General features: G+C 60.3%; 14 protein-coding genes. 11 read left to right on the top strand and 3 right to left on the bottom strand.

What is annotated here, in order from left to right; genetic code table 11:
• Positions 1-111 precede the first annotated feature (111 nt).
• The 9 genes from N2599_RS06065 to N2599_RS06025 all read left to right on the top strand — a co-directional run bounded on the left by N2599_RS06065 (position 112) and on the right by N2599_RS06025 (position 9879).
• Positions 112-1425, top strand: coding sequence for an MFS transporter (locus N2599_RS06065; RefSeq protein ID WP_027508867.1), 1314 nt, complete (start codon positions 112-114; stop codon positions 1423-1425).
• A gap of 61 nt (positions 1426-1486) precedes the next feature.
• On the top strand, positions 1487-2332 hold the full coding sequence (locus N2599_RS06060; RefSeq protein WP_027508866.1) for an SDR family oxidoreductase: 846 nt from the start codon (positions 1487-1489) through the stop codon (positions 2330-2332).
• Between the two features lie 95 nt (positions 2333-2427).
• A complete protein-coding gene (locus N2599_RS06055; RefSeq protein ID WP_027508865.1) occupies positions 2428-3477 on the top strand; it encodes an aldo/keto reductase in 1050 nt (349 codons plus the stop codon).
• A gap of 134 nt (positions 3478-3611) precedes the next feature.
• Entirely contained in the window at positions 3612-4595 is a 984-nt protein-coding gene (locus N2599_RS06050; RefSeq protein ID WP_051336481.1) for an oxidoreductase, read from the top strand.
• Positions 4596-4597: 2 nt separating this feature from the next.
• Positions 4598-5356 carry a DedA family protein gene (locus N2599_RS06045; protein ID WP_245209213.1) on the top strand — a complete coding sequence of 253 codons (759 nt, stop codon included), beginning with the start codon at positions 4598-4600 and terminating at the stop codon, positions 5354-5356.
• A gap of 7 nt (positions 5357-5363) precedes the next feature.
• A complete protein-coding gene (locus N2599_RS06040) occupies positions 5364-5948 on the top strand; it encodes a class I SAM-dependent methyltransferase (RefSeq protein WP_375714117.1) in 585 nt (194 codons plus the stop codon).
• Positions 5949-6073: 125 nt separating this feature from the next.
• A complete protein-coding gene (locus N2599_RS06035) occupies positions 6074-6697 on the top strand; it encodes a (2Fe-2S)-binding protein (RefSeq protein WP_027508864.1) in 624 nt (207 codons plus the stop codon).
• Between the two features lie 3 nt (positions 6698-6700).
• Entirely contained in the window at positions 6701-7702 is a 1002-nt protein-coding gene (locus N2599_RS06030; RefSeq protein ID WP_027508863.1) for an FAD binding domain-containing protein, read from the top strand.
• Entirely contained in the window at positions 7699-9879 is a 2181-nt protein-coding gene (locus tag N2599_RS06025) for a xanthine dehydrogenase family protein molybdopterin-binding subunit (RefSeq protein WP_027508862.1), read from the top strand. Before N2599_RS06030 ends, N2599_RS06025 begins: the two co-directional genes overlap by 4 nt.
• Positions 9880-10013: 134 nt before the next feature.
• Here N2599_RS06025 and N2599_RS06020 read toward each other — a convergent pair whose 3' ends face one another.
• The gene (locus N2599_RS06020) at positions 10014-10379 is read right to left on the bottom strand and encodes a DUF1330 domain-containing protein (protein WP_027508861.1); all 366 of its coding nucleotides are present in this window, start codon (positions 10377-10379) and stop codon (positions 10014-10016) included.
• 114 nt (positions 10380-10493) lie between these two features.
• Between N2599_RS06020 and N2599_RS06015 the strand changes: the two genes are divergently transcribed.
• Positions 10494-11432, top strand: a complete 939-nt coding sequence (locus N2599_RS06015; RefSeq protein WP_027508860.1) for an AraC family transcriptional regulator — start codon at positions 10494-10496, stop codon at positions 11430-11432.
• Between the two features lie 64 nt (positions 11433-11496).
• Here N2599_RS06015 and N2599_RS06010 read toward each other — a convergent pair whose 3' ends face one another.
• Positions 11497-12162 (bottom strand): TetR/AcrR family transcriptional regulator, encoded by a 666-nt coding sequence (locus N2599_RS06010; RefSeq protein ID WP_027508859.1) that lies wholly within the window; start codon positions 12160-12162, stop codon positions 11497-11499.
• Positions 12163-12244: 82 nt separating this feature from the next.
• Here N2599_RS06010 and N2599_RS06005 point away from each other — a divergent pair, with 82 nt between their 5' ends.
• Positions 12245-12982 carry an SDR family NAD(P)-dependent oxidoreductase gene (locus N2599_RS06005; RefSeq protein ID WP_027508858.1) on the top strand — a complete coding sequence of 246 codons (738 nt, stop codon included), beginning with the start codon at positions 12245-12247 and terminating at the stop codon, positions 12980-12982.
• A 96-nt stretch (positions 12983-13078) separates the two neighbouring features.
• On the opposite strand, the gene N2599_RS06000 is transcribed toward N2599_RS06005, so the two are convergent.
• Entirely contained in the window at positions 13079-13663 is a 585-nt protein-coding gene (locus N2599_RS06000) for a dioxygenase family protein (RefSeq protein ID WP_027508857.1), read from the bottom strand.
• Positions 13664-13683: the final 20 nt, after the last annotated feature.

The following is a 13683-nucleotide window of genomic DNA, read 5'->3' as shown; positions in this document are numbered from 1 at the left end:
CATAAGCTCCTCTTCTGCAGGAATAGGCAAGTTTTTTGAGAGTTCGGGCATTCTGGTCATTGGACACTCCGTCTAGCTTAAGGGTGCAACCAAGCGAGGAGTAACCTCAAAATGGCAGAAATTGTCGCCGGGTCAAGAGATCCGTCAACGGCACGGGCCAAGCCTGTACCTGACAGCAGTGAATATGTCGGAAGTTGGCGGTTCGTCGCAATCTGCGCCACACTTCTCCTGATAAACGCTTTTTCACAGATTGACCGCATCCTCCCATTCATCCTGGCGGAAAAAATCAAGGCGGACCTGTCACTGACAGATACACAAATGGGGCTGCTAACTGGCCTTGCCTTTGCAGTCTGTTACGCCCTTCTTTCGCTACCGCTTGCCCGTGCGGCCGATCGCGGCTCGCCGCGGCTCGTGCTGGTATCATGCGTTTTGGTTTGGAGCGCGATGACAGCGCTGGGTGGCGTTGCTGCAAGTTTCATGTTCCTTGCGCTCACGCGCTTCGGCGTTGCCTTCGGTGAGGCGGGAGCCGTCCCGTCCGGTCACGCATTGATCGCCCGCAAGATCGAACCTGAAAGACGTGGCCTTGCGATCGGCCTATTCGCGATGGGAATCCCTCTCGGAACCATGGCAGGTTTTGCCGCTGGCGGTGCCATGGCAGATGCCTTCGGCTGGCGCATCGTGTTGATGGGTGCGGGTGCCATCGGCATCTTGATCGGCTTGTTGACGATACTGGTCGCAGGCCCGACGCCCCGTCTGCAAAACGCAAGGACGCGCAACGAACCCTTCCTCAAGACAAGCCTTGAACTCCTGGCATCCCCGGCCTTCCGCTGGCTGTTCCTCGGCACGATCCTTCTCGGCTTTGCCGGCGCGCCTTTCTATGCCTTTTCAGTCCCGTTCCTGATCCGGACCCACGGCTTTACAGCAACCGAAGTAGGGATCTTTTTCGGCCTGTTGCAGGGCCTGATGGGGATTGTCGGCACGCTGGGCGGCGGACGCTGGTTTGACCTTGCGGCACGCTCCGGTTCCGGCAAGGTTCTGGGTCCCCCCGCCATCCTCTTCCTGATGGCGAGCGTCACCACGACTGCGGCTTTGTTCGTCCCGGTAGGATGGATGGCAATCGCCCTGTTCGTGCCTTCGATGCTCTCATTCTCCTTCATGCTGCCCTGGGGTTTCGGTGCAGCGCATCTCGTCGCCGGACCGGGTCGTCAGGCACAGGCATCGAGCCTCGTGATGATCGGGAGCGGCCTGATCGGACCGGCCCTCGGCCCCTTGTTCGTGGGTATGGCCAGCGACGCTGCAAGCGCCGCAGACATTCCGAACGGTCTCGCACTCGGCCTGTTGATCGTGCCCTTGGCGAGCATCCTGTCAGGTCTTGCCCTTCTTGTCGCCAACCAACGGGTCAGCGCTTTCCTTCGGCAACGCTGAACACGTCCTCGTCCACGCAACATCAGAACCGTTCTGAACTTAGTCAAACGGAGACACCTCAATGTCTGATACCGACAATTCCCGCCGCACGTTCCTGGCTCTCGCAGCCGCTGTCCCGTCGGCTCTCGCCATGAGCGGCATCGCGTCCGCCCAAACCACGCAAACAGCCGCCCGAAACACAGAACAACGCGTGGCAATCGTCACGGGCTCTTCGCGCGGCATTGGCGCCGCCACGGCAAAGCGTCTGGCGAGCGACGGCTACGCTGTGACGGTGAACTATCTGACCAATCGTGATCTCGCGGCTCAGGTGGTCCGCGACATCGAAGCGGCCGGTGGTCGCGCGATCTTCCGTCAGGCCGACGTGGCGGATCCGGCAGCGGTGAACGCGCTGTTCAATGCCAATGATGAGGCATTCGGCGGCGTCGATGTCGTCGTCAACAATGCCGGCATCATGAATGTCGGGCCCTTTGCCCAGATGACCGACGAAGCCTTCGATCGGATGATCGCGACCAATGTGAAGGGCAGCTTCAACGTCCTGCGCGAAGCAGCGCGTCGCGTCCGGGATGGTGGCCGGATCATCAGCCTCAGTTCGAGCATCATCAAGACGCCACCGCCTGGGACCGGAGCTTACGCTGCGAGCAAGGCGGTCCAGGTTCTGTATTCGAGCGTGCTCGCAAAGGAACTGGCTGGTCGCGACATTTCGGTCAACGCCGTTGCGCCCGGCGCCGTCGATACAGAGCTTCTGCGTCAGCACGGAGAAGAGGCGCTCAGAGGGATCCCCGAGCAGACGCCGCTGGGCCGCCTGGGGCTGCCGGAAGATATCGCAGGCACCATTGCCCTTCTGTGCTCGAAGGAAGGCGCATGGGTGAATGGACAAAACGTCTTCGCAAACGGCGGCCTCGGTTGAGACGGCCAGCCCGACAGCACCCCTCGGCCGCCAGTAAGGCCAAGGGGGGTTCCACTCGACAACGATACCTCACCATCATCGTGAAGGAGAGCATCATGAAATACAACACGCTCGGAAATACTGGTCTTTTCGTCTCTGAGCTTTGCCTGGGAACCATGACCTTCGGCGGCCAGGGGATCTGGTCCAACATGGGCAATGTCCAGCAGGAAGACGCCCAAGGTCTGATTACCCGTGCGCTTGACCATGGCATCAACTTCATCGATACCGCCGACATCTATTCCGGCGGCGTCTCCGAAGAAATTGTCGGCCAGTCGCTCAAGAACCTGGGCGTCCGGCGCGAGGACGTGGTGATCGCCACCAAGGTCTGCGGTCCGATTGGCACAGGTCCGAACGAGGCCGGGAACTCGCGGACGCATATCATGAACAGCGTCAAGGCGAGCCTGAAACGGCTGCAGGTCGACTACATCGACCTCTATCAACTGCACAACGTCGATACCGTGACGCCGATCGAGGAAAGCCTGGCAGCCCTCGATATGCTCGTCCAGCAGGGTCTGGTGCGTTATGTCGGCGTGTCGAACTGGTCGGCCTGGCAGATGGCGAGAGCCATTGGCCACAGCGAACGACTCAATCTCGCGAGGATCGCGACGACGCAGAACTACTACACGCTCGCCGGCCGCGATATCGAGCGGGAGATCGTCCCACTGGTCAAGGCGGAGCGGCTTGGCCTTCTCGTCTGGAGCCCGCTCGCCGGTGGTCTCCTCAGCGGCAAATTCGGGCGCGACAAGCAGGGAGCCGAAGGCAGCCGACGCACGACCTTCGACTTTCCGCCTGTCGCGATGGATCATGCCTACGCCGTCATCGAGGTCATGGAGCGCATCGGCCAGCGGAAGGGCGTGAGCGTCGCTCGCATAGCACTCGCCTGGCTGCTGCACCAAACGCACGTCACGAGCGTGATCATCGGCGCAAAGACGGTCGGTCAACTCGACGACAGCATCCGTTCGAACGAAGTGTCGCTCGACATCAACGAATTGGCCGAACTCGATGCGGTGAGCAAACTCCGCCCCGAATATCCAGCCTGGATGCAGCGAACGCGCCATGCGCCGGAACGACCGCCACTTGCGATCATCCAAGCGGCAGCAGAGTAGCTTGGATCCTGAAGCCCCATTTTTGATCCCTGAAGGTCGCCTCCGCCCCCAGCGACCTTTGTCCGCCGGAGACGCCTGCCCCCCGTTGCAACTCCGGCGGGCGAACCTTTTACCAGTCAACGAAGGAAAGCATCATGTCTAAACCTTGGACGCTGGACGATATGCCGTCTCAGCAAGGCCGCACGATCCTTGTCACCGGAACCGGTGGCCTTGGTTTCGAGGACGCTCTCGCATTTGCCAGAGCCGGCGGCGAAGTGATCCTCGCAGGGCGCAATCCGGCCAAGGGCGCCGATGCAGTTCGGCAGATAAGCGAGATCGTGCAGTGCGCGGCCGTCACGTTCGAGCAAGTCGATCTCGGCAACCTCGATTCGATCGAGGCGCTGGCCGAGCGGCTGAAAGGCCGTCGCGATCATCTTGATGTGCTCATCAACAATGCGGGGGTCATGACGCCTCCGGTGCGCAAGACGACTGACGACGGCTTTGAATTGCAGTTCGGTACCAATTACCTCGGTCACTTTGTCCTGACCGCCCGCCTATTGCCGCTTCTGCTGCGGGCACAAGAGCCGAGGGTGGTGACGCTGTCCAGCATTGCGGCAAGACGCAGCAATGTGGCGATCGACTTTGACGATCTGCAGGCGGCGCGGAGCTACAAGCCCATGCCTGTCTACAGCCAGTCCAAACTTGCCTGCCTGATGTTCGCACTCGAACTTCAGCGGCGCAGCGAGAAGGCCGGTTGGGGAATAACCTCCATCGCAGCCCATCCTGGCATTTCGCGGACGGACCTGCTGCACAACGCACCGGGTCGCCACAGCGCGCAAGGCCTTCTTCGCTCGCTGCTGTGGTTCTTGTTTCAGCCCGCGTCCCAAGGGGCACTGCCGACCCTGTTTGCCGCCACATCTCCGGATGCCCGCGGTGGCAGGTATTATGGTCCTAATCGGCTGAGCGAAACCCGCGGCCATCCTACCGAGGCGCAAATCCCGCCACAGGCGATGGAGCTCCGTGTCGCCAAGAGACTTTGGGATATCTCGGAACAGATGGCTGGCATCGCGTATGAGGACCAAGCGGCAACGGTGGCTGATCAGGTTTCTGGCGCGCAGCTTCTCAGACAAGAGGGCTAAGAATGGACCCGCTCGCAGATCTCGTCGACTGGATAGCGCTCTATGGCATTCTTGGCCTTTTCTCTATCGGGCTTGCAGAGCGGTTTGTTCCGGTCCTTCCGTCGTACGGCGTTCTCGTTGCCATCGGTATTGCCGCCAACAACGATGTCTGGTCGATCCACACAGCCGTCCTCGCCACGACCATGGGGAGTTTCGTGGGCGCACTGACACTCTATGCCCTTGTTCGCGCCTTCGGGAAGCAGAGGTCTGCCTCGATGTTGTACGCAGCCGGCAAATGGGTCGGACTTTCGCGGCAGCGTATCGACCTCACAATCTCGTCCCTGCGTGGCCGGGAGCAATCAATCGCCGTTACGTCACAGCTCATCCCTACCGTCCGTCTTGTTTCACCTTTGGCTGCGGGGCTAATGGGAACAGGCATCATGAAGTTCGCTTCCGGCTTGGCCGTCGGCATCGTCTCGTGGAATGGACTGTTCATCGGTGCCGGTTACCTGGCTGTGACGTTACTTCCGGGGATCAATGCGTCGGTGCTTGCTCTGAAAACCCTACTGCTTCTAATCGCAGTGGAAGCGGTCAGCGCCTTGGTATTCCGGTTGCATCTCCGGTACGCCAAGCGCCTTGGTCGAGTGCGCGATGACAAGCAAAACGACCGACGCGCTCCTGTTCTTTCGCGCTTGGCTTTCTGCGCCTCTGCAGGTTGCCTCGGTCACGCCCTCAGGGCGGGCGCTCTCATCACTCATGACCGCTGGAATCTCTGCGGATAGCGGGCCCGTGATTGAACTTGGTCCCGGAACGGGGGTTTTCACCGAAGCTCTGCTTGATCGGGGTGTTCCCGAATCGGATCTCATTCTTGTCGAATACGGCGCGGATTTCGCCCGCCAACTCGCGATGCGCTTCCCGGCAGCGAGAACCCTTCAGATGGACGCCTCGCAACTCCGCAAGATCGAACTTCAGACCTCGGCCCCGATTGGCGCCGTCCTGAGCGGTCTGCCTCTTCTATCGATGCCAACTCGGAAAGTGATCGCCATTCTCGAAGGTGCCTTTTTGCATCTTCGTCATGACGGAGCATTTTATCAGTTCACCTACGGTCCGCGATGCCCGATCCCGAGACCCCTGCTTGATCGGCTTGGCTTGAAGGCGACATTTGTCGGCGGGACACTTGCGAACGTTCCGCCCGCAGCAGTCTATCGTGTGAGCCGGCGAAGACCGCGCGCGCCACTCGGTCGGACGTATGACGTGCCCTTGAGCTTGAGTCCGCATACCTTCCTTTCGTCAGACCTGGACCGATCAGCAGCCTCTGCCGAGACCAGAAATGTCGCTTCCTTCGCGTCGCATTCCATTGCGAAGGAGAGCTAACCAGATTGTGCAGCATCTATCGCCTAATCCTCCCGGTCGGATTGCCCTACCTTGAGAGAGGTTGTGCAGCTTCGGGAGAGTGATCCCGAACAAACGCGGTTGCAACACTCAGGAGGCCAGAACCGATGTCGGACCCGCAAGAAACGCAATTCTTAAACCTCACTCGGCGGCAAGTACTGGAAGCCGGAACGGTCGTCTCGATCTCCGGAGCAATATCGACTGCGACGGCGCAGGAGCAAATACAAGGGGCGCCTTCTGCTCTTTCAGAGAATGGGATCACGGCTCAAATAGCTTGCCGGATCAACGCGCAGCCAGTCGCACTTGAGATCGATGCGCGCGCATCCTTGCTGGACATGTTGCGCGAGCGATTGGGTCTGGTCGGTGCGAAGAAGGGGTGCGACCACGGTCAATGCGGAGCCTGCACAGTCCACGTGGATGGGCGCAGGGTCGCTTCCTGTCTTACCCTCGCCGCAAAAGTCGATGGCCGCGACGTCACGACGATCGAAGGTATCGCAGGTGCTGACGGTCTACACCCCATGCAACAAGCTTTCATCGACCACGACGCATTGCAATGTGGCTACTGTACGCCCGGTCAGATCATGGCGGCCATCGCCTGCGTGAAGGAAGGCCATGCGTCTACGCCTGAAGACATCAGGGAATACATGAGCGGTAATATCTGTCGATGCGGAGCCTACGTCGGCATTGTCGCTGCGATCGAGCAGGCAGCTCCCCAGATTGAGCGAGGCTGAGCCATGAGGTCATTATCATATGTCCGCCCCAGCAACATCGGGGAAGCAATCGAAGCATTCGCTGTGGCTGGTGAAGGAGCCCGTTATATCGCCGGTGGCACGACCCTATACGACCTGATGAAGCTTGGCGTCGAACGCCCCGCTCACCTGATCGACATCGCCTCCCTCGAAGGATCTGACCGTATCGATACAAGCGGTGAGGTCCTGTTCTTCGGCGCCGGAGCGCTTATGGCGGATGTCGCCGAAAATGAGGTTGTGCGTCGTGACTATCCGGTTTTGGCAGAGAGCCTTTCGAAAGCCGCTTCTCAACAGCTTCGCAACATGGCGACCGTCGGCGGCAATCTGCTGCAGCGAACACGGTGTCCATATTTCCGGAACGGGGCAATCGGCGCCTATCCCTGTAACAAGCGGGCGCCGGGTTCGGGATGCGCGGCGATCGGTGGGCTTGATCGCGGTCAGGCCGTGCTCGGCATCAGTGATGCTTGCACGGCCGTATCACCCGGTGACTGGCCGGTTGCGCTGACGGCGATGGACGCATGGATCGAGCTTCATGGGCCGGACGGAGCACGTTCGATCCCCATCGCGGAGTTCTACCTGTTGCCTGGCGAAACGCCCCATAGGGAGTTCTCGATTGTGGCCGGCGAGATCGTGACCGGGATCTCTGTTCCGAAAACAGAGGCCGGCCGGCGCTCGACCTACCTCAAAGTGCGCGACCGCGAATCCTATGCCTTTGCCCTGGCCTCGGCCGCGGTTGCACTTGCGATGGAAGGCGATCGGGTACGACAGGCGCATATCGCTATAGGCGGCGTCGCCACCCGGCCGTGGCGATCCCATGAGGCAGAGGCCGTTTTGAGCGGACGCGCGATCGACAGGCAGAGTGCATTGGCTGCCGGCAGGGCCGCGTTCGCCAATGCGCAAGCCGGCGCACACAACGCTTTCAAGATCGAAGTCGGCGCCCGCACCCTTGCCGACGCCATCATGACCGCCGGAGGAAAAACGCAATGACGCAGGAAAGAACCGCAGACCGTCCCCGGGTCGACGCCTACGAAAAAGTGTCGGGTCGGGCAATCTACGCGGCAGATCAGCCGATTCCCGGTCTGCTACATGCGATGATGGTACCAGCGACGATCGTCACGGGGCGTATCGAGGCAATCGACCTGACTGCCGCGATGACTGTGCAAGGCGTCGTTCGCGTCTTCACGCATGAAGATTTCTCGCAGATCAAGACCACGCTTGCCGCTCGCGGTGCCTATGGTCAGCCCGGCAAGGGCCATCAGCCGATGACGAGCCCGGTCGTGCGCCACCGAGGCGAACCGGTCGCCCTGGTGGTCGCCGAAACGTTGGAGGCCGCCGTCGAAGGCGCGGAAGCCATCAAGGTTCGCTACGCCGAGGACGCGTTCAGCGCCCGCATGGAGGATGACCTTGCCAGTCCGGAACCGGAGCCCGATCGCCAGTTGTCCTCCGGTGATGCGGAGGCAGCCTTTGCTGCTGCAGATCATCATATTGACGTCGAGTATCTACATCCCCAGCAGCATCACAATCCGATAGAGCTGATCTCCACGACGGCCGCATTCGAGGATGGTGAACTCAGAATCTATGAGGGCACTCAGGCGGCTTCGGCTTTTGCCGGCGGTCTTGCGGGCATGATGGGGATGGAGCCGACACGGCTGCGCGGCGTGAGCCCCTATACAGGCGGTGGCTTCGGCCAGAAGAACGGCATCCAGGAGCAGAGCGTGCTTGTCGCAAGCGCCGCGGCGATGCTGCGCCGTCCCGTCAAGCTCGTGATGCCCCGCAGCCAATTGTTCCATACGGCATCCTATCGCCCAAGAAGTCTTCACCGGGTCCGGCTTGGCGCAGATGGACAAGGCCGTCTGCTGGCCGGGCTCTATGAAACGGTCCAGCAGAACAGCCGGTATGATGGATTTGCTTGTGACCACGGGGCCAATCCTCCGCGCATGTATGGCTATGGCGCCTGGCGGGGAAGTGATCGTATCGTCCGGGTTGATACCCAGACCCCCGGCCATCAGCGTGCTCCGCACGAGCATCCCTCGAGCTTTGCCACCGAATGCGCGATGGATGAGCTTGCCGAGGCTGTCGGAATGGACCCCGTTGAACTCCGCCTTGCCAACGATGCTGAAAGTGATCCGATCACGGGCAAGCCCTTCTCATCCCGTTATCTCGCGGACTGTTTGAGACGTGGGGCGGAATTGTTCGACTGGAACCGGCGGATGCGTGAACCGGGCGCTTTGGTTTCGGACAATGGCGACCTCATCGGCCTGGGCGTTGCATGTGGGAGTTACAAGGCATCGATGACGGCCTCTGTGACAACGCTTCGTCTCTTCGCGAGCGGCAGATGCGAGATCGCAACCTCCGGCCACGAAATGGGACAAGGCATCCGCGGCGTCATAGCAGCAGAGCTCATGGATGTTCTCGGCATCGATCCAGAGAACCTCGACATCCGCATCGGCGACACCGGACATGCGCCCCAGCATATAACCGCCGGCTCGTGGGGAACAGGGAGCACTGCGCCAGCTGCGCGAGGCGCTGCTTTGCGACTGCGCGAAGAGCTAAGTCGGCTGATCGGCAACCCATTGTCGCAAGAACCGGTGCATGTCCAGCTCGCCCGAACCCGCCGCCCATTTCTGGAGGTCGCGGTCGATACGATCCCGCTGGGCAAGGACGGACAAGTGATCGAGCAGTTGCGCAGAGGCATTCCGTCCACAACCGGGCCGGAATATCCCGACTTCATGGCGTTCAGCTGGATAGCCCATTTTGCGGAAGTTCACGTGGAGACGTCGACCGGGCGTGCGCGCGTCAGACGCGTCGTCAGTGTTGCCGACTGTGGACGGGTCATGAACCGTCGCACGGCGGAAAGCCAGGTCAGGGGTGGTGTGATATGGGGCGTTGGCGCGGCACTTCGCGAGGTCGGTGAAACGGACCCTCGCTTCGGCGGCGTGCTCAACAACGACCTTGCCGAATACGTCGTGCCGGTCAATGCCGACATCGGTGCGATTGAGGTCGATTTCATCGACCAGCCAGATTTCAAGCTCAATATTTCTGGTGTCAAAGGTCTCGGCGAGGTGGCGATGGTCGGTGCAACAGCGGCTGTGGTCAATGCTGTCTATAACGCGACGGGCAGACGGATACGACATCTGCCAATCCGCATCGAAGATCTGCTGTAGGTCTCGGTGATTAAGTATCCGAAATAGGGAAAGGACATTTCAATGTCCTTTCCCTTACAAAATCCAGCGTTGGTTAAAGGCGACGACCGTGCGACTTTACGGAAAACCTTCCCATATGCGCCGTGCGTTCGCCTCTAGAGCTGAATAGTGCTGATAGGCTGCAGCACCGCTTCTTCCAGAGCAGACATCCGAATCGGATCGGCCACGGCGTAGGCAGGATCGGCAATCATGTTCGCGAAGGCTGACCGATTCGGATAGCGCACCAGCGCCACCGCATCCCAGGATTGACCGGGTTCGGCGCAAAGCGCAGTCGCGCCATCGCCGGCGAAAATGATTTCTGCTCCATACCGGCTTACGATCGGCCCTGCCATGGTGAGGTATTCCAGGTAGCGCTGCCTGCCGCCATCAACTTTGAACCGAAGCAGGTTCAGCATCACGACAGGCTGATCGTCATCGTCGGCAAGGAAACGCTCTATATCGGCGGGGGTGACTTTGATCATCGTTGCACTCCAGTTAAATAGGCTCAGGCCTCGTGAAATTCCCCCGCAAATTATGCTGAGTTTTTCGAACCCTCCATAACGCCGACCCCAGGATAGTTTATCGACCGTACAGAAATGGATCCTTTTCTTGATCTCATCCGGCTCCTCCACCCCAGAGCTGCTCTGTTGGGTCGCGGCATCGATGCCACTGGTGATTGGGGCATAACCTTTCCAGCGCTGGGAGACCTGTTGTTTCTCTGGTTAGAAGACGGCACTTGCCAGTTGATACGACCTGGTTGCGATCCGCTGCCGCTGAACAAGGGCGACTTCGTGCTGCTGCGGACAACGCTTTCCTTCACGCTGACCTCAAATAGGGACGTAGAGCCATTGGACAGCGTCGCGGCGGTGGCCGCCAAACAGCCGGGACGGTTGAGACTGGGCTTCGGTCAGGAAAGACCGATTTCTCTTCACATGGGCAAATTCCTGTTCTCGACCGCCAACGAGGATCTCTTGACGGGGCTTCTTCCGCCCCTCGTTCAGGTTCCCTCTCACTCGCCCAAACTCCACCGGCTTCACAACCTACTCACGCTGATGGAATCCGAAGGCCGCGACCCTGGACCGGCCGGCGAGTTCATCATCGCCCGTCTCGTTGAGTTGGCGCTGGTCGAAATTCTCAGGATGCCTGCTTCGCGCCTTCCGGGACAGACTACCGATCCCGCCAAGCGCGGCCTTCTCGCCGGCCTTCGAGACCCGGTTGCTGGCAAGGCAATTCGTGCCATGCACGCAGATGTTGGGCAAGAATGGACGGTCGATTCGCTGGCGAGGCTTTGCGGTGTCTCGCGCTCGACCTTCGCCACGCGCTTTCATGCCGTCGTCGGGGTCAGTCCGATCTCCTACCTCTTGCGGTGGCGGATAGCGCTTGCCAAGGAGGCGCTCGGGTCTGGAACGGCAAGGATAGAGGAAGTCGCCTTTTCCATTGGCTATAAGTCGGGGAGCGCTTTCAGCACCGCCTTTTCACGCGCTGTCGGCTGTTCGCCGAGGCAGTTCGCTGAAAACTCGGCCCGCTACGCATAACTGCAAAGGCACGTGAAGCCGAATCCGCTCCTATCCAACTACCGCACGGATCAAGCCAAGTCCTTCATGCATAATCGACAACGCTGGCGACATGGTCCCAGCCGGATATCGCAATCTCTGCCACGGCCTGAAGTTCGGCACGATCGGCTCCATCGCGAGCGCGGATCGCCATCCCGCTTTGGACGGTCTGTATGAACCTTGCCAGTTTGGTGGTGTCTGTCGTGGCCATGAGGTCGCCATCGCTGATCGCCCTATCGAAACGCGCCTTCAGAAGATCGAAACCGCCTGCACGTGTCGCACGCATGAGGTCGCCCAGTTCGGAATGCCCTTCGCTACCGACGGACGCAAGAGTCGCCATGCATCCGTGCGGCAGATCGCAATCTCCACCGGTCATGGCGACCGCCGAATCCTGAAGAAATACCAGCGCCGCCTCTCTCGCGGTCGAAGCCTTCCTGAAGCGTGTCCAGACCAAGCCTTCGTAGGTTGTGTAATAATATTTGAGCGCCTCCGCATAGAGCGCATCCTTCGAGCCAAAGGCCGCATAAAGGCTTTTGGTCCCGATCCCCATCGTCTCGGTCAGATCAGCGATCGAAGTCGCCTCGTAACCCTTGATCCAGAAGAGTCTGGTCGCGGCGGCGAGTGCGGCAACACGGTCGAATTCCCGCGGTCGCCCCCGCAAACGCGGGGTTGGCTCTGTATGGCCGGCATAGGTCGAAACATCATTTTGCATCGACCACTGCATAAATGCGTTGACGGCAATTTGCAATGCCGCTAGCTATTTATGCATCGATCACTGCATAAAGGAATTAAAGATGGAATTGCTTGGAAAGCGTGCCCTGGTGAATGGCGGCTCCCGGGGTATAGGAGCCGCGATCGCGATTGCGCTCGCCGAGAAGGGCGCGGATGTCGCGTTCACCTATCAGCGCTCAGCAGACAGGGCTGCATCGGTGGTTCAGACTATCGAGGAAAAAGGACGGCGCGGGCTTGCCATTCAGGCCGACAGCGCCGACCCGGACGCCATCCATCGCGCCGTCGGCCAGACGGTCGACACCCTTGGAGGACTTGATATCCTCGTCAACAGCGCGGCCATCGGAACCGCCGGCATGACTGCGGATCTGGCGCTCGCCGACCTGCAGGCCATGCTTGACGTCAACGTTCGCGCGCCCGTCCTTTTCGCACAGGCGGCGATCCCGCATCTGTCATCCGGAGGCAGGATCATCTCGATCGGCTCCGCGCTTGCGGAGCGTGTTCCATTCCCAGGGGTGACGGCCTACGCCATGTCGAAGTCGGCACTTCTGTCGTTCACACGAGGCCTTTCGCGTGAACTTGGCCCTCAAGGTATTACGGTGAACCTCGTTCTGCCGGGATCGACCGATACGGAGATGAACCCTGCCAATGGCGAGAACGCCGATCATCAGCGGAGCCTCACGTCGCTCGGCCGTTTTGGCGAGCCACGCGAAGTCGCTAGCGCCGTCGCATTTCTGGCAGGTCCAGGTGCGAATCTGATTACGGGTGCGGTTCTCAGTGTGGATGCAGGCTTCAACGCGTGATTTTGGCCTCGCATCGTCCGGACGCCGTGTTTTACGGCGTCCGGCTTCCAACTCGTAGCGTGACTGAATCCTGCCCTTTCCGGCAGCTTTCCTTCGTTACGTCACGAAATCAAACCGTCCGAACCTTCCGTCATCGGTTTGCCTGATGTCGAGGAGCAGCGCCTCGTCAAACAACCTGTCTCCGGCATTTCCGGGCTCTCCGGGGAAATAGAGCTGGGTGGTGAGAACGCGCCCACCCGGACGCTGGACCTTGAAATGAAAATGGCGCGTTCGGCCGGGATAAAGCGCGGGTACGATGGTGTTGAACCACCACCGCCCCTGCGTGTCGGTGAACTGGTGTCCGCGCAGGCGGAACCCCACGCTGTCATAGTCGCCTTTCTCATCGGCTTGCCAGACCTCGACGAGGCTGCCGGCTAAAGGCCGGCAGCGATTGTCGAAGACGAAGCCGGCGACGGTTATTCGCTCGCCTCCGGGTGCATCCGGATAGAGATCCCGGTTGAGCGGTGAGTTCGGCCTGAAGAAGGGACCGGCTTCCCGTTCCAGGGTCGGTTCGTCTCCATCGTCACATGCGGGGGTGAGCGGCAGCTCGGGAGCGGCCTGCGCAAACGCCCTCGTTCTTGCAGCCTCAATGAGAGGCAGCGTCAGAAAGACAGTCAGAAGCGAGCGTCTGGTGGAGGACAAGACCGGTCTCCCAGTGTAAT

Origin of the sequence: Rhizobium sullae (assembly GCF_025200715.1) — a bacterium.
Lineage (GTDB): Bacteria > Pseudomonadota > Alphaproteobacteria > Rhizobiales > Rhizobiaceae > Rhizobium > Rhizobium sullae.
The sequence above is the reverse complement of the archived record's forward strand: the minus strand, read 5'-3'. Positions and strand labels throughout refer to the sequence as shown.

What these genes read in the sequence shown, in the direction of transcription:
- N2599_RS06065 (WP_027508867.1), top strand. Translation starts at nt 112, where the DNA reads ATGGCAGAAATTGTCGCCGGGTCAAGAGATCCGTCAACGGCACGGGCC.
- N2599_RS06060 (WP_027508866.1), top strand. Translation starts at nt 1,487, where the DNA reads ATGTCTGATACCGACAATTCCCGCCGCACGTTCCTGGCTCTCGCAGCC.
- N2599_RS06055 (WP_027508865.1), top strand. Translation starts at nt 2,428, where the DNA reads ATGAAATACAACACGCTCGGAAATACTGGTCTTTTCGTCTCTGAGCTT.
- N2599_RS06050 (WP_051336481.1), top strand. Translation starts at nt 3,612, where the DNA reads ATGTCTAAACCTTGGACGCTGGACGATATGCCGTCTCAGCAAGGCCGC.
- N2599_RS06045 (WP_245209213.1), top strand. Translation starts at nt 4,598, where the DNA reads ATGGACCCGCTCGCAGATCTCGTCGACTGGATAGCGCTCTATGGCATT.
- N2599_RS06035 (WP_027508864.1), top strand. Translation starts at nt 6,074, where the DNA reads ATGTCGGACCCGCAAGAAACGCAATTCTTAAACCTCACTCGGCGGCAA.
- N2599_RS06030 (WP_027508863.1), top strand. Translation starts at nt 6,701, where the DNA reads ATGAGGTCATTATCATATGTCCGCCCCAGCAACATCGGGGAAGCAATC.
- N2599_RS06025 (WP_027508862.1), top strand. Translation starts at nt 7,699, where the DNA reads ATGACGCAGGAAAGAACCGCAGACCGTCCCCGGGTCGACGCCTACGAA.
- N2599_RS06020 (WP_027508861.1), bottom strand. Translation starts at nt 10,379, where the DNA reads ATGATCAAAGTCACCCCCGCCGATATAGAGCGTTTCCTTGCCGACGAT.
- N2599_RS06015 (WP_027508860.1), top strand. Translation starts at nt 10,494, where the DNA reads ATGGATCCTTTTCTTGATCTCATCCGGCTCCTCCACCCCAGAGCTGCT.
- N2599_RS06010 (WP_027508859.1), bottom strand. Translation starts at nt 12,162, where the DNA reads ATGCAAAATGATGTTTCGACCTATGCCGGCCATACAGAGCCAACCCCG.
- N2599_RS06005 (WP_027508858.1), top strand. Translation starts at nt 12,245, where the DNA reads ATGGAATTGCTTGGAAAGCGTGCCCTGGTGAATGGCGGCTCCCGGGGT.